Source organism: Salinispora cortesiana (assembly GCF_000484695.1).
In the GTDB taxonomy this organism is placed as follows: Bacteria; Actinomycetota; Actinomycetes; order Mycobacteriales; family Micromonosporaceae; genus Micromonospora; species Micromonospora cortesiana.
Window position 1 is genome coordinate 88,000 of sequence record NZ_AXVR01000008.1, and the last position, 22,603, is coordinate 110,602.

The following is a 22,603-nucleotide window of genomic DNA, read 5'->3' on the forward strand; positions in this document are numbered from 1 at the left end:
TCTGTTTCGGTGTAACGGTCGGTGTCCGTCGGGCCATTCCCGCCTGGTGGCACGCGACGGCCGGCAACCAGGGTAGCCGGAGGCTGGCCCGGCCCGGCGGGGGTCGCCCCGACCTGGCCGAAAGTTCGCTCGGTGGCCGAGACGAGGTGGTGTCGCCCCGGGTCAGGGCACGGGTGTGGACGCCTCCCGGTGAGCCAGGGCAGCCGCCAGCTGGGCGACCTGGTCGGCGAGCTGGGCGACTCGCCGATGCGCCTCGTCCCGGTCACCCTCGGCGGCCCGCAGCCGCGCCGTCAGTTCCACCAGCTGGCCCTGCGCGGTGGCCACGTCCTGCTGGGCGGCGGTCACCTGCCCGCGTAGTGATTCGCGGTGCTCGGCGAGCGTCGTCGCGTCCGCGTGCGCCCGCTGCGCGTCCCCCACCGCCTGCTGACGTTGCGCTTCGGCCCGGTCCCGGTCGGCCACCGCCCGGTCCCGCTCCTGCGTCGCCGCTGCGGCCTGGGCCTGCGCCCGTTGTGCGTCCTGGCGGGCCCGTTGCGCTTCGGCGTGGTGTCCACGGGCCTGCTCGGTCGCCGTGGCCTGCGCCTGTGCGGCCTGGTAGGCGTCGGCGCGGGCAGCGTCGCGCTCCACGACCAGGTCCGCGGTGTGCTGCCGCTGGGCGGTGAGTTCGGCCTCGGTGCTGCGTAGCTGCGCACGGGCGGCGTCGCGATCCTGTTGGGCCTGACCCAGTAGCGCCTGTGCCGCGCTGGCCTCCTGGCGGGCCTGGTCTCGAGCCTTACGATCCTGGTCGGCGCGGTCCGCGGCGGCGGTGGCCTCCGCGACGGCGCGGGCCGCTTCGGCGCGGGCGCTCTCCTGCTCGGCGGTGGCGTTGCGGGCCTGCTCCCGGGCCTGGACGGTGGTGGCGGCGGCGTCCTCGGCGGCGCGGCGCGCCTCGTCCCGATCGGTCTGCGCCGCCGCCACCTGGTTGGCCGCGTCGGCGCGCGCCTGGGCCAGTTGCTGCTCCACCCCGACCGGGGACAGCTGCGCGTGCAGCGCCTCGGTGAGCGACGCCGCGATCTGGTCGAGCCGGTCCACGGCCTCCCACGTGCGGGCGACCTGTCCGGGTAGCCCGGGGGCGTTGCGGTGTCGCATCCGGCTGGTACGGGCGGCCTGTTGGCAGGCGCCGTCGTTGTCCCGGCAGTAGCGGAAGGGGCGACCCGCTCCGGCCCGCTGCGGCACCGGGCGGCCGCAGTGGGCACAGGGGCGGGGGTCGGCGGGTGCGGCCTGCTCGTCCATCGGACGCCGAGTCTAGATGCCGTCGCTGTGGCCGCTGGCGCGGCGGGCTATCCGTGGTCACCAACCGCCGGCTTACCGGCTCGAAGCGAGAAAAACAGCGGCAACTCGCCCTGCGTGCCAGGGGGGAGGGTCCACCCCAGCCCCTCCTGCTTGTGCAGGAACGGCCACGGCCGATCCAGCCACGGGAACTCGTGGAAGAACTCGATCACGAGCCCTGCCTGCGCGACAGCGGTGATCAGTTCCGCGACGCTGTGGGGCCACAGGTATTCCATCTCGGTGGCGACCTGGGCGTCCCGGTCGACGTAGCTGCCCTGCACCGGGTAACCAACCGGTTCGGTTCTGGGAAAGTAGGGTCGGTTGACTCGAAGCTCGGAGGCCGAAGAGTCCAGGACCTCGGCTATCGGGTGGATGTCGGTGACGTAGAAGACGCCACCGGGTGCCAGGAAGTGCGCCACCACCTGCGCCCACCGGGTCAGGTCCGGCAGCCAACCCAGCACCCCACGCGAGGTGTAGACGATGTCGAAGGTTCCGGTCAGGGCGGCGGGCAGGGTCAGGACGTCGCCGCAGACGAAGTGGGCGTCGATTGCGGTGTCGGCGGCGAGTTGGCGGGCGACCGCGACGGCGCGGGGCGAGAAGTCCACCCCCGTGACCGTCGCGCCCCGCCGCGCCCACGAGACCGTGTCGGTGCCGAGCTGGCACTGAAGGTGCAGCAGGCTTCGGCCCGCCACCTCGCCCACCTCGTCGATCTCGTACGGTCGCAGCTTGCAGGTGCCCCGGCGTACCGACTCCAGGTCGTACCACGCCGAGTGCGCGTGTACTTCCGCCCACTCGTCCCACAGCCCCCGATTCGACTCGAGGAATCGGTCTGCATGTGTGTTGCTCACCTGGCTTCACGCCTCTCACCTGGCCGCATACCCTCGCTGGGACGATGCGTGAGCAAAGCCCTCCTGCGGTTCGGCTGCGGATCGCTTCAGGCCGTGACTTTCAGCGTGTCACAGGCGAGCCGACCACGTCTTCGGAAACGCGGTGGTCGGGATGAACCGGCGGTGGGCGTCAACCGGTGACGCCCTGCGTTCGTAGCACCGCTCTCCCCGCGCGGGCTTCGGCGTCACCCGCGGAGCCGCTGTCGTCGTGGCGGCTCGCCGTCCTGGTGGACGGCGACACCGGCGACCACGAGACCGACCCCGACGATCTCCGGTGCGGTGGGGACCTGGGCCAGCACGATGACCCCGATCGCGGTCGCGGTCGCCGGGAGCAGGCAGACCAGGAGGGCGTAGGTGGCCCGGGGTAGCCGGGCCATGGCGAGCTGGTCGGTGACGTACGGGATGACCGACGAGGTGACGCCGACGCCGACCCCGGCCGCCAGGGCGACCACGTCAACGGCAGCGGGTGCGGCGTCAACGATGCCGACCGGTAGCGCGAGGACGGCGGCGATCAGCATGGACAGCGCGAGGCCGTCGATGCCGGACAGCTGCTGACCGCGGGCGACGCGGTGCCCGAGCACAATGTAGGCGGCGAACAGCACGGCGTTGGCCGCGGCGAAGCCGAATCCGAGCGGTTCGGCGACCAGGCGGACGTCGGTGAGCAGATACACCCCGGCAACCGCGCAGGCCAACGCGAGCAGGTTCCGGCGGGTTCTGGCGGCGTAGGCCGCCAACACGATGACCGGCAGGAACTCGACCGCGGCGACCGTGCCCAACGGCAGCCGCTCCAGCGCCAGGTAGAAGACGCTGTTCATGGCCGCCAGGACGGCGGCCCACCCGATCAGCAGCCGGCGGGTGGGCCGGTCCAGGCGCCGCCATCGCCGCCACGGCCGCCGCCACAACGCGAACACCGCAGCGGCGGCGGCGATGCGCAGCCACGCCACACCCAGGGCGTCCACTCGGACGAAGAGCAGCACCGCGAACGCCGGACCGAGGTAGTGGAACACCGCACTGACGACAAAGTAGGCGTGGGGCGGTATCCGCGGTGCGGCCACCGCCAGCGGCGACGGGGCGCCCGAGCGGGAGACTGATCGTGGCATTCCCCTATCGTCGAAGGTAAAAGCGCCTAGCACCATGCAAGATCGAAGGTAAAAGGAGTCTGACGATGACGCATCGTGAGCCAAGACCCCCGGTTGGCCTTCCAGATGGCAATTCGTTGCTCGACGACACCAATCGCCGTCTGCTCCGCGTACTGCGCGACGACCCACGCGCCAGCGCCGCCGAGTTGGCACGCCAGGTCGGCATGTCCGCGCCGGCGGTGCGAGAGCGGCTGCACCGACTCGAACACGCCGGCGTCATCCGCGGCTACCGCGTCGACATCGACCCCGCAGCGCTGGGCCTGCCGGTCGCCGCCTGGGTGCGGATCCAACCCGGTCCAGGCCAGCTGTCGAAGATCGCAGACCTGGCCGACCGCCTTCCCGAGGTCAGTGAGTGCCACCGGATCTCCGGCGAAGACTGCTTCCTGCTCAAGGTGCACGTCGCCGCCGTCGACGCCCTGGCCGCGGTCCTCGACCAGTTCCTGCTCCAGGGCCACACCACCAGCTCCTTCATCGTCTCCACACCGGTGGCACCCCGCACCCCCGGACGAAGCTAGCTGTCACTGGATGCGCCCGCACCCGGGGGCCGCACCGGCATCTGCGCCGAATGCCCGTCGTTTCCGGGGTGCGGTGCAGTCAGCGCCTGCCGTGCCGCCCGCACCGCGTTGCGGAACACCATCGCCACCGTCGTCGGGCCGACCCCACCGACGCGGGGAGTCATCGCCCCCGCCACACTCGCGCATGACTCGTCCACGTCCGGCAGCAGCCGCCGCCCCGCGTACCGCACCCCACCACCGACGACGACCACTCCCGGTCGTAGGTGCTCCGGGCGTACGAGACCCGGCACCCCCGCCGCCGCCACCAGGATCTCCGCCCGCCGGGTGTACCGCGGCCAGTCCGTCACCCCGGTGTGCACCACCGTCACCGCGGCGTTCGCCGTCGGCCGCTTCTGCGCCAGCAACATCGCCAGCGGACGTCCCAACGTGGCACCGCGGCCCAGCACCACCACCTCCCGGCCGGCCACCGGCACCCCGTGGTACGCCAGCAACGCCTCGATTCCCGCCGGCGTACATGGAACCGGTCCCGGCAGCCCCAACGCCAACCGGCCCAGGTTCACCGGGTGCATCCCGTCGACGTCCTTCTCCGGATCCAGTGCCTGCATCGCCCGGTCGAAGTCCAGGTGCCGGGGAACCGGGTGCTGCACCAACACCCCGTGCACCGACGCATCCGCACTCAACCGCGTCACCACCGCCTGCAGGTCCGCCTGCGACGCCGACTCCGGCAGCTGCACGTGTGGGGAGGCGAACCCCAACTGCATGGCCTGCCGCTGCTTGATCCGGATGTATCCGACGCTCGCGTCGTCGTCGCCCACCAGCACCGTCGCCAGAGCCGGGGTCACCCCGGCGGCCCGCAGCTGGGAGACCTCCTGCGTCACCTCGGCCAGGATCTGCTCGGCCACCGGCGCACCCGGCAGGGACCGCGCGAGCGACTTCGACATGGACTTGGACATGGCTCACCTCGCCCCCACGGAAGGCCCAGGCGGTCGACCCTCCGCGGCGAGCTCCCTGATGGTCGTCCATCCTCGGTGCCGCCAGTCGCGTCGACCCCAGCCTGCCACAGCCCGTCCACGGTAGGAATACCCTCGCCAGCGCAGTTGCCACCGCCGATTCGGGTCGGGTTGTCGCCGGAGCGCGGCAGGGGCGTGGCAGGCGGTGCGTGGGCCGCCGGACCGTACCCGAGACAATGACCGACATGGACGTTCGATATGACGAGGTTCTCGACCCGCTGCGGCAGGCGTATGACACTCGCGCAGCCTGGCGCGACGGGCTGACCAAGCAACCGTGGAAGTTGGCGGAGCGTCAGGTGTTTCGGGACCGTCTGGCATCGGGTGCGCGGCTGCTGGAGGTTGGCGCGGGCACCGGGCAGGACAGCGTGTTCTTCCAGCAGGAGGGGCTTGTCGTCGTTGCGGCCGACCTGTCGCCGGTGATGGTCGAGCACTGCCGGGCCAAGGGCATCGATGCCCACGTGATGGACTTTCTGCACCTGGACTTTCCGGCCGGTTCTTTTGATGCGGTATTCGCGATGAACTGCCTGCTGCACGTGCCCAACCATGATCTGCCTGCGGTTCTGGCAGCAATCCGGGCCGTCCTGCGTCCCGGTGGCCTCTACTTCGTCGGGGTGTACGGCGGCGACGAGAGCACCGAGGGTCCCAGCGAGAATGACCTGCACGTGCCGCCGCGCTTCTTCTCGTGGCGCACCGACGAACAGCTGCTCGGCTTTGCCGCCGCCGCGCAGTTCGACGTGGTGGACTTCCACCTGGTCGATACCGGTCATGGCTACTGCTTCCAATCGTTGACCCTGCGACGTCCGGACCGCGGCTGAGGATCCGGCAGCAGCGGACCCGTGGTCACGGTGCGTTGCGGGTTGGCTGTGGCGGGTTCCGCCGCCGCCAGTCCTGGCGCGTTGCCGCCAGGGCACTACGCTCACGAGGGTGAACATCGGTCCCGTTCCCTTAGCTGATTCGATTGTGATGCGTTTGCTGGAGAAGTCCGACGCGGGGCCGTTGCGCGAGGCATACCTTCTCAACCGGGCGTACCTTCAGCCGTGGGAGCCACGGCGGGCGGATGCCTTCTTCACGTTGGAGGCGCAGCGGAGTCGGGTCCAGGATCAGCTCCGGCTCCTGGACTCGGGCCAGGCATTGCCCTGGGTGTTGGACGAGGGGGGTCGGGTTGTTGGGACGCTGACTCTGTCCAACATCACACTCGGACCCTTCCGCAGTGCCAACCTCGGCTACTGGGTCGACCACCGGCGTGCCGGGCGGGGGCTTGCTACTCAGGCTGTTCAGCATGCCTGCCGGCTCGCCGACGACGTGGCCGACCTGCACCGGCTTGAGGCCGGCACCCTCGTGCGCAACATCGGAAGTCAACGCGTTCTCACCAAAGCCGGGTTCACGCTGATCGGCACCGCCGCCAACTACCTACATATCGACGGTGCCTGGCAGGACCATCTGATCTTCCAGCGAACCCTGAACGAACGTCCCCCAGCGTGAGGTCGCGTCCAGGAGGAATCAGACCGCCGGAGGCCGTCGGCGGCCATGATGCCTGGAGTTGTCGCTACCCGACCTGTCGGTCCGACGGGCCGGGGCGGGTGTAGCGGAGGAACAGGTTGCCCTGCTCGTCGAGGAGGGAGCGGTGGAGCTGCCACTGCCCGCCCGCGGGTAGTCCGGCCGGGCCGGCGGTGATCCGTGGGCCCGCCACCGCCAGCAGCTGCGGGGTGATCGTCACGCAGACCTCGTCGAGCAGGTCCGCCCGGGCCAGCTGGCCGGCCAGTGAGGGGCCGCCTTCGCAGACGATGCGTCGGTGCCCCCGCTGTCGCAGCATCTGGACCGCCTGGTTGAGGTCGACGTCCTGGTCGCCGGCGACCAGCAGCTCGGCGGCTTCGGCCACCGCCGCCCTGCTCTTGGCCGCCGCAGCGGCGGGGACGATCAGGATCGGCCGGGACTGGCGGTGACCTCCGATGCTGCGCTGGAACAACGGGCCACTCAGGTCGAGATCGAGACTGCGGGTAACAACCGCGACGGCCGGATAGGGCGGTAGGCCGTTGGCCCGTCGACGGGCGATCTCGGGAGCCGACAGGGCGGTCTGCCCGTACTGCTCGGCGCGGATCGTGCCCGCGCCCAGCAGCAGCAGGTCGGCGTCTCGTTTGACCAGGCGATAGACCCGCTGGTCACCGCTGCTGGTCAACGCGGTGCTGGCGCCGTTCACCGCGGCGAGACCGTCGATACTCGACACCGTGACCAGGCGTACGTGATCTCCGGTGGGGGAGGGCAGTGCGTAGCGTTCGTGAAGTTCGTCTTCGTCCAGGTCGATCAGTCCGGCGGTGGGCCACATGTCGCGGATCCGAGAACCGGCGGCGGGCGGCGGCGGGCCCGCCAGCCGCCAGACCAACTCGGCGAGCCGTTCGGTGAGAAGACCAGGAAGGCGGGTGCGCGCCGCGGCATCCGTGCCGCTGGTGCAACGCCGTTCGGCACCGTGTCGTTGGCCCCGCACCAGGTACTCCCGGCCGTTGCGGTCCATGGCGTAGCCAATGTGCTGGCCGTCGATCTCACCCGAGACGGCGACCGCGTCCACACCGAGGTCCCGCTGCGTGTTGGCGATGCCGCGATGGCGGCGACACTGGTCGATCCAGTGTGCCAGGAGGTCGAGCGGGGTGTGCCCATCGACGCCGCTGGCGAGGATGGCGGGCACGGCCGGCTTCGGTGGCCGATGGCTGATCGTGAGCAGCGTCGGTGGGCCACCCCAGCGCCAGGTGACGCTGAGTTCTTCCAGCACAGACAAGATCGAACTGCTCGTATTCGGGGGAGCTGATGTCATACCTGACCGTTTCGCGCTGATGGTGGCGTGCTGGTCTGGCCTGACCAACACCGGAGCTGCCCCGGCTGAGGACTCACCCGGTTGGGCCCGCAGCGCTGGCGGGGCGCCGTGGTTCCCGTTTGGGAAACACGGTATACGCGAGCGGCCAGAAGACGAGCCAGATCGCCATCGCCAGGCTGAGCCGCCCGATCCACCCCCAGAGCTCCTGGGTCCGATCGGCGTCACCGACGAAGGCGATACCAGCAAGCAGGAGAGCGCAGGCAACGGCCCAGCCGATCAGGCCCCGGCCCCACTCGCGCCACTCGTGTCGGGTGCGCTCCAGTCCGTACCGTGGTGCCCGCGGCGGCGGCGGCCCGCCCGCGAAACGGTGCGCGAAGCGCACGTCGGCCCAGCGGACCATGCGGTGACCGAACGCCACCGAGAAGCCGAGGTACGCCGCGGCGAGGCCGTGCGCGGCGGTGGCGGTCCCGCCGCGGCGTAGGTCGATCGTCGTGGCGGCGAGCAGGACGAGGTCGACTGTCGGGACCGCCAGGAGTAGGACGGCGCCGACGCGGGGAAGGCGCAGCGGGTATCGGGCCAGTAGTCCGGCCATGAGTAGCAGCCAGAAGGCCACCTCGCAGGCGACGATTACCGCGACAAGCACCCCGGACCCCCTTTTTAGTACGCTGTACCATCACAGTAGCAGGGGATGTCATCGACCACCGGAGGAGCCGTGCCGAAGATCGTCGACCACGACGCGCGCCGCGCCGAGTTGGCCGAGGCGATGTGGCGCGTCGTCTATCGCGATGGCGTCGCCGCGGCCACGGTGCGAAGCATCGCTGCCGAGGCCGGCTGGTCACCCAGCGCGCTACGACACTACTTCGCCACCCAGGCCGAATTGTTGATCTTCGCCATGGAGTATGTGCTGGCGAAGGCCACCGAACGCTTCGCTACGGAAAGCTGGGACGGCCCGCCCCGCGAGACCACTCAGCGGGTGCTGGAGGAGTTCCTGCCGCTGGATCGGCAGCGCCGCAGAGCGGCTGAGGTGTGGCTGTGGCTGACCTTGCACGCCCAGGTTGATCCGGCCGCCCAGGCGCGCCTCAGCGAGGCCGACGACGGCGTCCGGCGGGTGGTCGACATCGCTGTCGACGCCCTCGCGGCGGCCGGGCTGGTGACTCGGGGTGCTGACCTCGGCGCGGAGAAGGCCCGACTGCATGCCCTGCTCGACGGGCTCACCCTGCACGCGCTGGTACGTGCCGAGCTCATGCCGCCTGACCGCCTCCGCGTGTTGCTCGCCGAGCATCTCGACCGCCTGGCGGGCGCCCAGGACGAGGAGGCGACCCGGTAGCCGGGAGCCCGTCACGTTTCGGGGTGTGTCCGCCCGCGCCCGGCGCTTTGCTCCAGGGACAGGACATGATCCAGGATGGCGTCGAGGTTGGCCCGGTTGGCCTCGGACAGCCCCCGCGCCTTGAGCGCCACGGCGCGGACGCCGGGGGTCTGCAGCGCCTCGTTGAGGTCACGTAACTCCTGGAGTTGCCGGAGCTCGGCGTCGATGTGGCCGGTGTCGCCGTCGAGAAAGTACGCGGCGGGAACACCGAAGAACGCTGCCAACGCCTCCATGTGCTGCTTAGTCGGGTTTGTTCGCTTCCCGGTACGCAGCGCGTGTAGGTAGCTGGCCGAGACGTCCCCGCCCGTGCGTCGTACGGCCTCGGCCACCTCCCGGTCGGTGTAGGGCTTCTTGCGGCCGGGCGGCAGCCGGTGCTGGTACAGGTGGTTGAGTTTGTCGGCTAGGGACCGCTCGGTGCTGCCCAGCCTCCGAGGGGTGTCGTCGGTCATGGGGCACCTCCAGCTCCGTCTCCTGAGGCGAGTAACGCAGAGTTCACCGTCGTCACCAGTTGACAACACTCCGTGCGTGATGGCTATCCTCATGCCGGTCCACTCATGTGGACAGGCACATAGTAGGTGACAACTGATGTAGATTGTCAGCTGTCCGTCCGGTGGCGGTCCGCGCCAAGCATTGCCGGCCCTTCGGCCGGCAACCGATTGACCGGCCCACCGGCAACTGGTCCCCACCCCTGGTCAGCGATGGGATCGTGACGGTAACGGGGGACTGGCCCGCGTCTGCTCCGGCGCGGGTCGTGCCGCATCGGCTCACGTTGTCCGGGGTGGGTGTCCGTGGTCTGGCCCCGCAGCGCCACCCTCGCCTGGTTTGCCGGCACTAGCCCGCCTTGGCCGTCCCCTGCTGGCTGTTGACCTTCAAGTTGGTTGAAGGCTCAGGATGGTCGGCGTGGCAGAACATGACGATCGGATGACGATCGGAGTCTTCGCGCGGACTGCGAAGGTCAGCACCAGCGCCCTGCGCTTCTACGACGACTGCGGGCTCGTGCGACCCCGTGCGGTCGAGCCGGTCACCAGATACCGGTACTACTCGCCGGATCAGCTCGACGAGGTCGCCCTGATCCGGCAACTACGGAAGGTGGGGCTGCCGCTGGGTGAGGTGCGGCGGGTGCTCGCAGGCCCCGCCGGGGTGGCCGAGCAGCTATTGGCGGCTCATCTGAGCTCGATGGAACGCGCCGTCGAGGACGCCCGGGTCACCCTCACCGCCGCGCTGACGCTGATCCGAGACCGAGAAGACGCCGTGCTGGCCTGGTCCGGGCAGCTACTTGCCGAGGCGATCGGGCAGGTGGCGTCGGCCGCGGACCCCAGCGCCGGCATCCCCGCGCTCGGCGGGATCCTGATCGAGGCGGCCCCAGATGAGCTGCGGTTGGTGGCGACCGACCGGTATCGGCTCACGGTCCGGTCGCTGCCGGCCGACCGGCGGCAGGTGCCGGGGGGCGGCCGTTGTTGACGCAGTCCAGCTGGACGGGGCGCGACCGTGGATCGGCAACCAGGAGCACCTGCAGATCGGGTACGCAGATTCGTGCGTCCATCTCACCGGGCCCGGTGGTCACCGACGGCTACCGACAGTCGCGAAAGCCTTCCCCGCGTACCGGATTGTCCTCGACGGACTGCCCGAGGTGCGGACCCAGGTGGTCGCGCCGAGGGATCTGCTGCTGGCGGCCATCGCAGACGATCCCTCGGCGCGCCTCGACTGTGTGGTGAACGGCGATCTGACCGTGACGTCGTCGTGTCAGGCGACGCCGAGAGCGGTTCCCGCCGACGTCACCGGTGCGCCGGTGACGATCAGCTTCCGCTCCGCCACGCTGTACCCGGCGCTGGCAGCAGCCAGCATCGGGCCGGACGTGATGCTGCAGATCAGCCAATCCCACTTACCCGTTTTTGTTCGCTGCGCCGATGACGGCGATATCACCACCGTGGTGATGCCGGTGAAGGCCAGCCCACAATCCGAAACCTGAGGAGAACCGTGGAACAGACGCGAACCACGCCCGACGAGACGATGGCGAGCATCGTTACCGCGGTGGAACTCGGCCGCTCCGGGCAGCGGGTTCAGGCCCGCGAGGCTCTCACCGCGCTCTGGGAGCAGATCAGCGCCACCGGCGATGCGCTGCACCGGTGCACCCTCGCCCACCACCTGGCCGATCTGCAGGACACCACCCAGGCTGAACTCGAATGGGACGAGCGCGCCCTGGTCGCCGCCGACGACCTCACCGACGAACGTGCCCAGCGGTACGAAAGCGCGTGGCAGGTGCGGCTTCTCCTGCCCTCACTGCACCTCAACCTCGCTGATGATCATCGGCGTCTGGGTGACCCCGCTCGAGCGCGCGAACATCTGGCTCAGGCCCGGAGTCTGGTTCCGCACCTCCCCGACGACCAGTACGGCGGCATGATCCGCAGCAGTTTCCAGCACGTTTCGGAAGCTTTGGCGACGGGTTCGACCCAGCGCCTCGACTCCCCTCCGTCAGGAGGATAGCCAGGCAGATCCAGGTCAATATTGTTATAGACAGGTCACGATACAGTTAAGTACATTAACAAAGCGTGCCACGTGGAGTCCCTGTTCCGACACCAGCCACGGCCGAGCTGATCGGGCGATGTCTCTAGGAGGACCGATGAAGCTGGGCATGAGGACTGTGGCCCTGGCCGGCGTCTTCGCGGTCGTGGCCGCGGCGGCCATGGTGGCCACCACCGCCACCGCCACCGCGGCGGCCGCGCCGACCGCGACGTTCGTCAAGGTTTCCGACTGGGGTAGTGGCTGGGAAGGCCGATACACCATCACCAACGGGGGAAGCAGCACGCTGACCTCCTGGCAGGTCGACTTCGACCTGCCGGCGGGCACCAGCATCGGCACGTACTGGAACGCGCTGATGGACCGCGACGGGCAGCGCTACCGTTTCACCAACCAGCACTGGAACGGCACGGTCGCACCGGGCGCCTCGGTGACGTTCGGCTTCCTCGGCTCCGGCTCCGGCCATCCGAGCGGCTGTCGACTCAACGGCCAGCCGTGCCAGCCGACAGCTCCTCCGACGACCAGTCCACCCTCACCGTCACCGACCACCGCACCTCCTGGTAGCACGCCGGTCGCGGCGAACGGACAGCTGCGGGTCTGTGGTGAACAGCTCTGTAACGACAACGGCAAGGCGATCCAACTGCGGGGCATGAGCACGCACGGTCTGCAGTGGTACGCCAACTGCGCGACCAACGCCTCCCTTGACGTCCTCGCCCACCAGTGGGGCGCCGACGTCCTGCGGATCTCGATGTACATCCAGGAAGGTGGCTACGAGACCGACCCGCGTGGCTTCACCGACCTGGTCCATGAGTACATCGAGATGGCTACCGCTCGCGGCCTCTACGCGATCGTCGACTGGCACATGCTCACGCCGGGCGACCCCAACTACAACCTGTCGCGCGCGCAGACCTTCTTCGCCGAGATCGCCGACCGGCACCGGGACAAGGTGAACGTCCTCTACGAGATCGCGAACGAGCCGAACGGGGTCAACTGGGGCGCGGTCAAGAGCTACGCCGACCAGGTCATCCCGGTGATCCGAGAGCGGGACCCGGAGGCTGTGGTGCTGGTCGGCACTCCCGACTGGTCGTCGCTCGGGGTCTCCGGAAGCGGCGGCGGCGTGGACGCCATCACCGCCAACCCGGTGGCGGCCAGCAACCTGATGTACGTCTTCCACTTCTACGCGGCATCGCACCGCGACCTGTACTACAACACCCTGGCGGCGGCGGCCGACCAGATTCCGATCTTCGTGACCGAGTTCGGCACCCAGCAGTACACCGGCGACGGTCCGAACGACTTCACCATGTCCCAACGCTACCTCGACCTGATGGCGAGCAAGAAGATCAGTTGGGTCAACTGGAACTACTCCGACGACTTCCGCTCCGGCGCGGTCTTCACCACGGGAACGTGTGCCAGTGGCGACTTCGGCGGCACCGGCCCGCTCAAGCCGGCCGGCGGTTGGATCCGTGACCGCATGCGTACCGCTGACGACTTCTGACCGCCCCTCCACCCGGATCACAAACCGCCGCCCCGGTCGATCAGCCGCCGGGTGGCGGTTTCCGTACCGGCGCGCGCCGCAGGAATGCCCACCACGTACGGGACAGTCACCTCCGGGGCTCTCGGTTCACCTGCTCCAGGCCCCGTGCTGTCGTCAGCGCGTGCCGTAGCCGCTGGCGTAGCGGGCAACAGCGGGCGGGCACCGACGAGCGATCTCGCCGCGGACCACCGCGAGTTCCTGCCCAACCCGGTCCGACCAAGTAGCCGTCCCGCTACAACGAATCGGTGACTCTGCCAGCCGCCTGGGCCGACCTGGCCGAACTGCAGGACTCGCCACGGCACGTTCACATGCGGATGGCCTGCGACTGGTAGGGCTCTTCGAGGTATTGCATCTGCTTCTCGGTCAGCGAAACGTCCACCGCCGCAACCGCATCATCAATGTGCCGTTCCTTGGTGGCCCCGACGATGGGGGCGGTCACCCCAGACTTACCCAGCAGCCAGGCGAGACCGACCTGCGCTGGTGGGAGAGCGCACTCGTTGGCGACTTGGGCCACCCGGTGCAGGATCCGCTCATCGCCGCGCCCGTACAGCGCCTCCCGGCGGTCGGCGTCGCCGCCGGACGCACGAGCGGTGGTTGTTGCCTCGGTCGTTCCGGCGCGGGCGACCAGTCCACGGGCCAGCGGGCTCCACGGGATGACGCCGACTCCCTGGTCGCGGCAGAGCGGGATCATCTCCCGTTCTTCTTCTCGGTAGAGCAGGTTGTAGTGATTCTGCATGGAAACAAACCGAGTCCACCCGGACATGTCGGCAGCGTGTTGCGCCTTGGCGAACTGCCAGGCGGCCATGCTGGAGGCACCGAGGTACCGGGCCTTTCCGGCGCGCACCACCTCGTGCAGGGCCTCCATCGTTTCCTCGATCGGTGTCTGGTCGTCCCAGCGGTGGATCTGGTAGAGGTCCACATGATCGGTGCCGAGCCGGCGCAGCGACTCGTCAATGGCAGTGTGAATGCGCTTGCGGGACAGCCCACCGTCGTTGGGCCCACTGCCCATCGGGAAGAAGACCTTGGTGGCAAGGACGTAGTCGTCCCGCCGCGAGAAGATCTTGCCCAGCAGACGGCCGGTGACCTCCTCACTCGTCCCTGACGAGTACATGTCGGCGGTGTCGAAGAAGGTGACTCCGGCATCCACCGCCCGCCGGACGAGAGGTTCGGCGGTGTTCTCGCTGAGCACCCACCCATCGCTCTTGCCGCGATCGCCGTAGCTCATCATTCCCAGACAGATCCGCGAGACCTTCAGCCCTGTCCTGCCCAAACGTACGTACTGCACTCGGTTTGCCCCCCATGCGACAACGAGATCACCGTGACCCTACGGGCAGGTGTGTGGTAGCACGCAATGCCTGGGACCTCCGTCACCTGAAGCTCTCTCGGTCTGGTGTCTCCGAGGTGCCCCCGCTCGACGGGCCGGGCGCCGCGCCTGCTCTGGTACGGCCAACCGGCTGACCTCGTCTCGCGCCACCGCTGGCAGATTCCGGTACCTGGTTCGCAACGTGTCCGGATCACACCGTGCGCGGGGTGGCTGTCACTGTCGCGCGGCGGTGGGAGCGTCGTACCCCCTTCCTAGCCTGGGATTCGTCAAACCCGGTGACCCGGCCCGGTTTCCCGATGGCCGGTTTCCCTCGAGGAGTTACGGTGCTCAACCACATTGCCGTCCACGTGCGTGACTTCGACGCCAGCCGTGTCTTCTACGATGCCGTCCTGACCACCCTTGGGGGGCGTCGCCTGTTGGAGTCCCCGACCCAGGTCGGCTATGGCACCGACACTCCTGACTTCTGGCTCTATCCGCTGCGTGGCGCGGACGAGGGAGCCGAGGTGCACATCGCCTTCACCGCGGCTGACCGGGCTACCGTGCGGGCGTTCCACGACGCCGCGGTGGCGGCCGGGGCGGAGGTGCTGCATGCCCCCAGAATCTGGCCGGAATACCACCCGAACTACTTCGGTGCTTTCGTCCGCGACCCGGATGGCAACAACGTCGAGGCGGTCTGCCATGAGCCGGAATGATCGCCGCCCCGGCTACGCCTGGCACACGCTCGGCGGGCACCTCGACACCTCGGCGTCTTCCGGGGTTGTGGGGAGACACCGGTGCCGGAGGCTTCGAACAACGATGCGGACGATGTACGCGAACTGCTTTCTGAACGCGTCCTGCTGACCCGCCGCCGCACCCCATGGCGACATCGGGGGTGGCCCCTCAGCTGACAGTCCTGATGCCACGGACCAAGATCGGGGCAGTGCTGTGCTGGCGAGGAACGTGGGCTGGCAGGCAGAAGTCGTCTCGGCGCGGGACGCCCGGGTGGCGTATGCGGGCACGCGAGTAGCGGTGGCGTCCCCTGGGCCCGTCCGGCTGGCGGATCGTCGTCGTTGGGGCCGCGAACCCGCCGGAGCTCAGCCGGTCGGCGGCTCGGCCGCGCCCGCGGTCTCGGCCGCGTCGGCCTCCTCCTTGGTGCGGTGCACCGCCTGGTCGGCGTGCTGCGGTGGGCTGTAGATCGTGTAGAGCACCAACGGGTTCGGCCCGGTATTAACAAAGTTGTGCCTGGTGCCGGCCGGCACCACGATCTGACTGCTCCGCTGGATTTCGCGCCTTTCGCCGGCAACCCGAGCTTCGCCGGCGCCGCTGACGAAGGTCAGAATCTGGTCCGCATGCTCGTGCACCTCGTCGCCGATCTCACCCCCGGGTGGGATCGTCATGACCACCAGTTGGAGGTGCTTACCGGTCCACAGCACCCTTCGGAAGTCCGAATTCGTCTCAGCCACCGTCACGATCGTGTTATCAATCATGCCCTGCCCATACCCGCTACGGCCGAACACCATGCCGCTGCCGCCAAGGCGCGCCTGCGGCGGCAGCGGCCTCGGGTCAGAGTGGCTCCCCGAGGGGCCCGTACTCTTCGGCCAGGTTTTCGGCCCAGTGGGCGGCGAAGTCCGGTTGGCTGCCGTCAACGTCGGTGAAGCCGTACTCCTGGTAGAGGCCCCAGGTGGCCAGGGCGCGTCCGGTCTTGGCCAGGACGTTGGGGTCCGCGGCCAGCGCGGCGACAGCCCGACCGAGGTAGGCCGGGGTTTCGGAGTGGGCGAAGTTGGGGTCCTGGGCCACCCCGTCGCGCCAGTTGGCCTCGGTGACACCGAAGTGTTCCAGCACGGCCTCCGAACGGAGAAAGCCCGGCGTGATGGCTACGGCCGCCACGCCGTGGGGCTTGAGCTCGGCCGCCTGGGCGACGGCGAGGCGGATGACCGCGGATTTCGCCAGATCGTAGAAGAGGCTGCCGCGGTAGCGGGCGGTGTTGCCGTCGGTCACCTCCACCACCAGGCCGCTGCGGCGGGTGACCAGGAGGGGGAGCGCGTACCGGCTGGTGATGATGTGGGTCTCCACCGCCTGCCGCAGCAACCGCAGACCGGTATCGAGCTCCTGTTCCCACAGTGGATGCTCCCAGTCGGTGAGCGGATCGCCGCCCCACACCGAGTTGACCAGGATGTCGAGTTGGCCGTCCTGCTCGGCGGTGACCTGGTGGATGAGCGCCTGGACCTCGCCGGGACGGCTGTGGTCGGTGCGAACGGCGATACCCAGTCCGCCGGCGGCGGTGACGCGCCCGGCGGTCTGTTCGATGGTCTCCGGCCGGGCGAGGTCGGAGCGTTCGCCGGCGCTGCTTCGTCCGGTGACGTACACCGTCGCACCGGCGGCGCCGAGTTCGACGGCGATGCCCCGTCCGCCACCGCGGGTGCCGCCGGCGACCAGGGCGACCTTTCCGGCCAGCGGGCGTGCGTCAATGGTCATGACTCCTCCAGATCAGGGTTGACGTGCGGCGGCAGGTGGGGCGCCAGCACGGCGTCGAGCTCCTGCCGAAGCCGCTGTTCGAGGCGGCCTTCGCGCTCCAGCGCCCAGTTCAGGCCGGCGCCGGCGGTGACCGCCTGCACCGTGCGGGCCAGCGCCGCGGGGCTACTGTCGGTGCGGAGTTCGCCGGTGTCCGCTGCCTCGGTGAGTAGCTGCTCGATCATTCGCTGCTGGGTGTGGTGAATGGTCAGGGCGCGTTCGTAGAGCTGCGGATCACCGAGGTCCATACACAGGAACGCCAGGTGATTGGCGTAGCTCTCCGGGGTGCTCAGCGCCGCCACGGACCGCACCATCAGCGTCGTCAGGGCCCCGAGCGCCGAGTCGTGCGTGCGACGCACTCGCCCAACCAGCTCGCTGATGTCCTTCTCCGTCTGGTTGGCGAGGGCGAGGAGTAGGCCATGTTTGGAGCCGAAGCGTTGCGTCAGGGTTGCCGGTGCCAGCCCGACCGCGCGTGCCACGGCGGCCAACGTGAGACCCGCCGGGCCCACCTGACCCATGACGTGCGTCGTCGCACGCAGGATCACCACGTCGTCAACTCCGCGCGGACGTCCCACCGGCATCACCTCACATTAATAAATGGCCGTTCATTTATTAAATCAGGTGGGGGTCGCCCCGGGCAAATCCCGCCGCTACCCGTGCCCACGTCCGCTGGTCAGGGCCGATCCACCGTTACCGTTGCCGTAGTTCGCGGCGGGCGCAGCCGTAGCCGAACGCGGCCAACAGCGCTGCCGCGGTGGCGAGGAAGATCGCCGTGCTGCCGTAGGCTTCGGCCACCAGACCGGCGGCGATCGTGGAGAGCGGAAACAGACTCAACGCGGCGAAGACGATCGCGCTCATCACCCGGCCAAGTAGGTGCGGCGCGGTGCTCTGCTGCACGATCGTGATCACCAGTACATTCGTGACGGTGCTGGCGAGGCCGGCCACCGACAGCGCGACCACGGCGCCGAGATAGCCGGCGAAGGGCACCAACGCGACAGCGACACCCAACACCAGGCCCGAGATCATCGCCGTCGATCCGCGTCGGGGCAGCCCCGCCACACCGGCGGAGCAGAGCCCACCCACCAGCGAGCCGGCCGTGAAGGCGGCGAGCAGACCGCCCAGCCCACCGGCACCAGCGGCGAAATCGTCGTTGTTCAGCGACGGTAGACCGACCCGGACCATTCCGCCGACGGTGAGGTTGGCGGTCGCGGTGACCAGCAGCACGGTACGCAACAGCGCTGACTCACGAAGCAGCTGCCAGAACCCGATCTCTGGACCGGCCGGCGGCGTCCCGTCGGCCGGCTCCGGCGTCGGTGCCGCGCCGCCACCAGTGGCGGCCGCCACCGGCATCGCCGCAGCGCGCCCCACACCGCCGATCATCGCCAGGCAGGCCGCCGAAACGGCGAAGGTCACGGCGTCCACACCGAACGCCACCGCTGGCGAGAGGGCGATCACCACGAGCCCGGCCGCACCCGGACCGATCATTCCGGCCGCGAACGTGGCGGTGCTGTGCAATCCGTTGCCAGCCTGCAACTGCTCGGCGGGCAGCAGCCGCGGGGTGATCGCGTAGGCAGCGGGCTGGAACAGCCCGGCGCCGAGTCCGGTGCCGGCCACCAACACCGCTACGGCGACCATGCCGCCAGCTCCGGTCACGGCGACCACGACGATGCCGGCGGTGAACAGCACCCGAATCAGGTCAGAGATCAGCATCACCGGCCACGGGCCGATCCGGTCGGAGAAGACCCCGCCCAGCGGTGTCGTCACCAGCCGGCACAGCCCGTAGCCGGCCACCAGTAGGCCGAGATCGCGCGCGCCGCCGCCGAACTGGTAGACCAGAAACGGAAGCGCCACCGTGTGAAAGGCATCACCAAAGACAGAGATCAATTCGGCCGCGAACAGCAGCCGGTAGCCGCGGGTGCGCAGGGGAGCGAAGCTGAGCTGCGGCCGGAACCGGCGAGTGATGGAGGTGGCCGCCGTCGTAGCCTCAGCCATGGAGGGATACCGGAAGTGACTCCAGTCCACGCAACATGATCGTGTCTCGCCACCGGAGCTGACGCACCTCCGCGGCGAGCGCCAGCCTCGGGTGCTGCCTCAGTAGGGCACCGAGAGCCACCTCACCTTCGAGTTTTCCGAGAAACGCGCCGAGGCAGCGGTGCAGGCCGTGGCCGAAGGCGAGATGTCCGGTGTCGCGCCGGTCGAGGATCAAACGGTCGGCGTCCGGGAACCGGTCGGGGTCCCGATTGGCGCCGCCGAGCGACACCAGCACCAGCTCACCGGCGGGAATCACGACATCGTCAACAGCGACGGGCGTGGTGGTGAACCGTAGCGTTGCCATGGCGACCGGGGACTCGTAGCGGAGGAACTCATCTATCGCCTCCGGCAGCGCGTGCTGGTTTGCCAGCAGCCACCGGTGCTGGTCGGGGTTGCGCATCAGGGCGAGGGTGGCGGTGGGCGCTGGCACGCAGCGGCTTCACCCTTCGCCCCCCGGCTCAACCCACGGGGTATCGGGATCCGACGAATCGGCCGGCTCGGCGGCTGGGTCCTCGTGTCGGTCGTCGCCGCGCAGATCCTGCTCGCGGTGGCCACCCGGGTCGCCTCGATCAGCGAACCGGGCGGGGTCAGCGTCTTCCAGACCGCGCTCGCGGTGTTCCAGATGCCGTTCGGGGTCATCGTCATGTCGGTGATGACCGCCATGTTGCCCCGGCTCAGTCGCCACGCGGCCGGCCGCCAGCACGCCCACATCGTCGAGGACCTGTCCCAGGCGGTACGGCTGGCCGTCGTCGCCGTCGCCCCGATCGCGGTCGCCCTGACGGTCCTCGGCCCGCAGATCGCCACGCTGTTGTTCGCCCACGGCCGCAGTTCACCGTCGGCGATCGCCCTGCTGGGGACAGTGGTGGCAGCCTTCGGGGTGGCCCTGGTGCCGTTCACCGGCTTCATGATTCTGCAACGCGGGTTCTACGCCCTGCAGGACACCAAGACACCCGCGGTCATCACCGTCGGAGTCACCGCCGTCGGCGTGGCCGGATGCTTCGCCGCGTCGCGGCTACTACCCCGCGCCAGCGCCGTGGTCGGGGTTCCCCTCGCGTACGCGGTCGCCTACACGGCGGGCCTCACCGCTGCCGCCCTACTCCTGCGCCGCCGACTGGGCCGGATCGACGGGCACCGGCTACTTCGTACGCATGCCCGGGTAGCGGTCGCCGGCGGCCTCTCCGGTGGCTGTGGTGGCCTCACGGTCTATGCCCTCGCCCCACTGTTCGACTCCCCGAACAGCGGGGCGCTGATCACCGTGACCACGGCGGGCATCATCGGCTGCGCCGTCTACGTTGTGGTGGCCCGCCTGGTGCACCTCACCGAACTGCGGCAACTCGTGACAACCGCTCTGGGGCCTGTGTCTGAGTCGGTGAAGGCCACTCGTTGATCGCGATGAACTGGGGCTGTCCCGCGCACCCACCCGGGTCCGCCACCACAGGAGCCTTCCCGGGCTGGAGTCACCTGGCAGATGTGTCTGGCGTCGTGCACCGAACCGTCCGGTCCAGGAACTGCCGGATCTGACTATTCTTCCAGCGGACGATCCCGATACCGGATGCGTCGCCGAGGTGTCCCAGCCATCGCAGAATTGGTAGTACGACGGTAGCGTCATGGAAGTCCAGGTGCTTTGTCCCGGGTGCTGTCATCTCGTGGAACTCGGCCTGTGCGGTGTCCCGTGCGAAATCGTTGCTACCCGAGTTCAACTCACTGTAGATCATCAGGTATGGAATGCTGAGTGGGTCGTGGGGGCGTTCACTGTAGAGCCCGCCATCGATGTTGATGGCTGCGGCGCACCGGTTGTCGATCTTGCTGAGCTCGCTGGCGACCGCCCCACCCAGAGATAGCCCCATTGTGGCGATCGGCCGCCCTGACCCCAGTTCGTCGGTGGGATACCCGGGAATAGTGGCCAGGATGGTGGGAAGTCGATCAAGCACATGCTGTGAGTCTTCGGTACGTCGGGCAACGACGGTAGCTGTGCTGGTGCTCAACCGGTAGAGCTCCGCAGAGATTCGGGCGCGCTCGGATCGGGTGAGCCTACCCCGCAGCTCGCGGTTGATCTCCTGGATCCGGCTGGCTGTGGCCGGGGCGACGGCTGCGTCCGTTTCCTCCAACTCGGCACGCTGATCGATGTGCCTGACACTCACCACGACATAGCCGTGGCTTGCCAACGATTCCATCAGGAGCGAGTTCTCCGCGGTGATGGACACGAGCCCGGGCTGGTAGAGAACCACCGGCGCGGTAGTAGCGTGTCGGCTGGCGTGGGCGCCACGAATCGCATGCGTCCGTACCTGCTTCAGGTAGCCGGCGAGCCGCCGTAGCCCGGAGGGGATCCCGGGAGCTTCGTGGAATTCGGACCACAGGGCTTCGCCTTCCGAATGTCGTTGAGCCAGGTTTGCTTCCGCCGGGTACCACGTGGTGACGAAGAGTCGCCTGCGTCCCATGCGTGGTGCCGTCCTGACGTCACGCTCCTCCGTTGTCGTGATCACGCCGACCCCGAACGGGCCGTCGGGCTGCGGGAGGCTTGGAATGGGAAAGCCGACTACCAACGCGGCAGACACTGTCGACAACGCCAGAGCGACCAGCCCGCCGACGATGCGTACGCCAACGGGCAGTTCTGTGACGACAGCGACGCAGAGCCAGGCGACGGCGAGGTAGGCCGGTGCCATCTGCCACCGGGCGCTGTTGTTGACCAGGCGGAGGATGCTGAGTGCGGTCACCGCGACGATCGCCGGCAGCGTCACGCTCGTCGGAGCGGCAAAGAGGATCAGCGTCGTGGTGAGGGCGGTAGCAGTTAGAGTGGCGCGTTCGACAAAGGTCCACATCATCGATTCCGCCGGTCCGACGCGCCCGGGACGCGGGCGACACCGAGGTAGCCACATACGAAGTCGGCGAGTTCCTCGGCGAACTCGTCGGCATCGGTGGGAAGGTTCCAGCCGGACATCCCCTCTGGGTGAAGCAGGCGTCCCAGGAACATCAGGTTGAAGAAGTACGCAGTCATGCTGGCCGCTCGGGCCAGGTCCGAATGGCGTATCTCGTCGGCGTGACCCTGTAGCAGTGAGCGAAAGCCGGACACGGCAACCTCCTCCCGGTGCCGCCAGTGCTCGTCGAGCAGGTCCGGGTGCAACCGAGACTGGAGGTAGGCCGGCTGCATGACATAGCGCAGGTCCTCGGATTGACGCCATGCCGCACGGCCGACATGGACGAGTGCCTCACGCAGCGAGGTGTGGCTGCTCGGCACGGGGTTGTCCCGGGAGAAGTCGTCCCACCAATGCGTAACCCGGCGCAGGTACAGGGCGACGAGGATGGCGACCGAGGCGTTCTGATTGTCGAACCGCTGGTAGACCGACGCCACGGACACACCGGCCCGGTTGGCGATCTGCGCGACGCTGATCTCGTCGAAGTTCTCTTCATGCAGCAGTTCGTCCAGTGCGGTGATGAGCTTGTCCCGGGTCTCGCGGGAGCGCCGCTGCGTGGCGGGTTTGGTGCCGGGCGACGCACCGTCCACAGAACTAAACATGACTCAGGTTTACCTTATCCCTGGAGGAATCTCAACCGACTCGCCTGGCTGGTAGTTCGAGGTTGCGGTGGAAAGCCGGATGCGCGGCGAGCGCTGCCTCGACGTATGGCGAGACGAGTTGCAAGTAGATCCGGACGCCTTCGCCCGCGCCCTGCACGACGCGTT

General features: G+C 68.9%; 21 protein-coding genes, 3 pseudogenes and 1 riboswitch. Of the genes and pseudogenes, 9 read left to right on the forward strand and 15 right to left on the reverse strand.

Annotation, left to right across the window (positions count from 1 at the left end; genetic code table 11):
- Positions 1-162: 162 nt before the first annotated feature.
- The 3 genes from K228_RS0106315 to K228_RS0106325 form a co-directional block, all read right to left on the reverse strand.
- Complete coding sequence (locus K228_RS0106315; RefSeq protein ID WP_025617663.1) at positions 163-1,269, reverse strand: coiled-coil domain-containing protein; 1,107 nt, start codon at positions 1,267-1,269, stop codon at positions 163-165.
- Between the two features lie 47 nt (positions 1,270-1,316).
- On the reverse strand, positions 1,317-2,153 hold the full coding sequence (locus tag K228_RS0106320) for a class I SAM-dependent methyltransferase (protein WP_025617664.1): 837 nt from the start codon (positions 2,151-2,153) through the stop codon (positions 1,317-1,319).
- Between the two features lie 224 nt (positions 2,154-2,377).
- Positions 2,378-3,292 (reverse strand): EamA family transporter, encoded by a 915-nt coding sequence (locus K228_RS0106325; RefSeq protein WP_025617665.1) that lies wholly within the window; start codon positions 3,290-3,292, stop codon positions 2,378-2,380.
- A gap of 65 nt (positions 3,293-3,357) precedes the next feature.
- Between K228_RS0106325 and K228_RS0106330 the strand changes: the two genes are divergently transcribed.
- Positions 3,358-3,846 carry an Lrp/AsnC family transcriptional regulator gene (locus tag K228_RS0106330; RefSeq protein ID WP_025617666.1) on the forward strand — a complete coding sequence of 163 codons (489 nt, stop codon included), beginning with the start codon at positions 3,358-3,360 and terminating at the stop codon, positions 3,844-3,846.
- On the opposite strand, the gene K228_RS0106335 is transcribed toward K228_RS0106330, so the two are convergent.
- Positions 3,843-4,799 (reverse strand): bifunctional 5,10-methylenetetrahydrofolate dehydrogenase/5,10-methenyltetrahydrofolate cyclohydrolase, encoded by a 957-nt coding sequence (locus K228_RS0106335; RefSeq protein WP_025617667.1) that lies wholly within the window; start codon positions 4,797-4,799, stop codon positions 3,843-3,845. The two genes, K228_RS0106330 and K228_RS0106335, sit on opposite strands and share 4 nt — an antisense overlap.
- A 16-nt stretch (positions 4,800-4,815) precedes the next feature.
- Positions 4,816-4,898: riboswitch (ZMP/ZTP riboswitch) on the reverse strand.
- Positions 4,899-5,032: 134 nt separating this feature from the next.
- On the opposite strand from K228_RS0106335, the gene K228_RS0106340 reads away from it, so the two are divergent.
- Positions 5,033-5,671 carry a class I SAM-dependent methyltransferase gene (locus K228_RS0106340; RefSeq protein WP_025617668.1) on the forward strand — a complete coding sequence of 213 codons (639 nt, stop codon included), beginning with the start codon at positions 5,033-5,035 and terminating at the stop codon, positions 5,669-5,671.
- Between the two features lie 148 nt (positions 5,672-5,819).
- Complete coding sequence (locus K228_RS0106345; protein WP_029723386.1) at positions 5,820-6,338, forward strand: GNAT family N-acetyltransferase; 519 nt, start codon at positions 5,820-5,822, stop codon at positions 6,336-6,338.
- A 64-nt stretch (positions 6,339-6,402) separates the two neighbouring features.
- On the opposite strand, the gene K228_RS0106350 is transcribed toward K228_RS0106345, so the two are convergent.
- Complete coding sequence (locus tag K228_RS0106350; protein ID WP_050580951.1) at positions 6,403-7,662, reverse strand: dihydrofolate reductase family protein; 1,260 nt, start codon at positions 7,660-7,662, stop codon at positions 6,403-6,405.
- A 73-nt stretch (positions 7,663-7,735) separates the two neighbouring features.
- A complete protein-coding gene (locus K228_RS0106355; RefSeq protein ID WP_025617671.1) occupies positions 7,736-8,305 on the reverse strand; it encodes a hypothetical protein in 570 nt (189 codons plus the stop codon).
- 69 nt (positions 8,306-8,374) lie between these two features.
- On the opposite strand from K228_RS0106355, the gene K228_RS0106360 reads away from it, so the two are divergent.
- Positions 8,375-8,989, forward strand: a complete 615-nt coding sequence (locus tag K228_RS0106360; protein WP_025617672.1) for a TetR/AcrR family transcriptional regulator — start codon at positions 8,375-8,377, stop codon at positions 8,987-8,989.
- Positions 8,990-9,000: 11 nt separating this feature from the next.
- On the opposite strand, the gene K228_RS0106365 is transcribed toward K228_RS0106360, so the two are convergent.
- Positions 9,001-9,477, reverse strand: a complete 477-nt coding sequence (locus K228_RS0106365; protein WP_025617673.1) for a helix-turn-helix domain-containing protein — start codon at positions 9,475-9,477, stop codon at positions 9,001-9,003.
- Between the two features lie 442 nt (positions 9,478-9,919).
- Here K228_RS0106365 and K228_RS25380 point away from each other — a divergent pair.
- From K228_RS25380 to K228_RS0106380, 3 genes and pseudogenes are all read left to right on the forward strand, one after another.
- A pseudogene (locus K228_RS25380) lies at positions 9,920-10,997 on the forward strand (DNA polymerase III subunit beta family protein).
- 8 nt (positions 10,998-11,005) lie between these two features.
- Positions 11,006-11,512 (forward strand): hypothetical protein, encoded by a 507-nt coding sequence (locus K228_RS0106375; RefSeq protein ID WP_025617674.1) that lies wholly within the window; start codon positions 11,006-11,008, stop codon positions 11,510-11,512.
- Positions 11,513-11,648: 136 nt separating this feature from the next.
- A complete protein-coding gene (locus tag K228_RS0106380) occupies positions 11,649-13,040 on the forward strand; it encodes a cellulase family glycosylhydrolase (RefSeq protein WP_025617675.1) in 1,392 nt (463 codons plus the stop codon).
- Between the two features lie 343 nt (positions 13,041-13,383).
- On the opposite strand, the gene K228_RS0106385 is transcribed toward K228_RS0106380, so the two are convergent.
- Positions 13,384-14,364, reverse strand: a complete 981-nt coding sequence (locus tag K228_RS0106385; protein WP_033776573.1) for an aldo/keto reductase — start codon at positions 14,362-14,364, stop codon at positions 13,384-13,386.
- A gap of 362 nt (positions 14,365-14,726) precedes the next feature.
- Between K228_RS0106385 and K228_RS0106395 the strand changes: the two genes are divergently transcribed.
- A complete protein-coding gene (locus K228_RS0106395; RefSeq protein ID WP_018219758.1) occupies positions 14,727-15,095 on the forward strand; it encodes a VOC family protein in 369 nt (122 codons plus the stop codon).
- 381 nt (positions 15,096-15,476) lie between these two features.
- Here K228_RS0106395 and K228_RS0106400 read toward each other — a convergent pair whose 3' ends face one another.
- The 5 genes and pseudogenes from K228_RS0106400 to K228_RS0106420 all read right to left on the reverse strand — a co-directional run.
- Positions 15,477-15,902, reverse strand: a complete 426-nt coding sequence (locus tag K228_RS0106400; protein WP_025617678.1) for a cupin domain-containing protein — start codon at positions 15,900-15,902, stop codon at positions 15,477-15,479.
- Positions 15,903-15,945: 43 nt separating this feature from the next.
- A complete protein-coding gene (locus tag K228_RS0106405) occupies positions 15,946-16,857 on the reverse strand; it encodes an SDR family oxidoreductase (protein ID WP_025617679.1) in 912 nt (303 codons plus the stop codon).
- Complete coding sequence (locus K228_RS0106410; RefSeq protein ID WP_025617680.1) at positions 16,854-17,477, reverse strand: TetR/AcrR family transcriptional regulator; 624 nt, start codon at positions 17,475-17,477, stop codon at positions 16,854-16,856. The genes K228_RS0106405 and K228_RS0106410 overlap by 4 nt, the downstream gene beginning before the upstream one ends.
- 106 nt (positions 17,478-17,583) lie before the next feature.
- Positions 17,584-18,885: an MFS transporter gene (locus K228_RS0106415; protein ID WP_025617681.1), complete on the reverse strand. Its 1,302-nt coding sequence runs from the start codon at positions 18,883-18,885 to the stop codon at positions 17,584-17,586.
- Positions 18,878-19,342, reverse strand: a pseudogene (locus tag K228_RS0106420) (cytochrome P450); the annotation flags it as partial. The pseudogene K228_RS0106420 and the gene K228_RS0106415, both read right to left, overlap by 8 nt.
- Here K228_RS0106420 and murJ point away from each other — a divergent pair.
- Positions 19,342-20,311: pseudogene (gene murJ / locus K228_RS25385) on the forward strand (murein biosynthesis integral membrane protein MurJ); the annotation flags it as partial. The pseudogenes K228_RS0106420 and murJ sit on opposite strands and share 1 nt — an antisense overlap.
- Before the next feature lie 70 nt (positions 20,312-20,381).
- Here the strand turns inward: murJ and K228_RS0106430 are convergent.
- Both K228_RS0106430 and K228_RS0106435 read right to left on the reverse strand, forming a co-directional pair.
- Positions 20,382-21,743: an alpha/beta hydrolase gene (locus K228_RS0106430; RefSeq protein WP_025617371.1), complete on the reverse strand. Its 1,362-nt coding sequence runs from the start codon at positions 21,741-21,743 to the stop codon at positions 20,382-20,384.
- Positions 21,743-22,438, reverse strand: coding sequence for a TetR/AcrR family transcriptional regulator (locus K228_RS0106435; RefSeq protein ID WP_029723363.1), 696 nt, complete (start codon positions 22,436-22,438; stop codon positions 21,743-21,745). The genes K228_RS0106430 and K228_RS0106435 overlap by 1 nt, the downstream gene beginning before the upstream one ends.
- Positions 22,439-22,603: the final 165 nt, after the last annotated feature.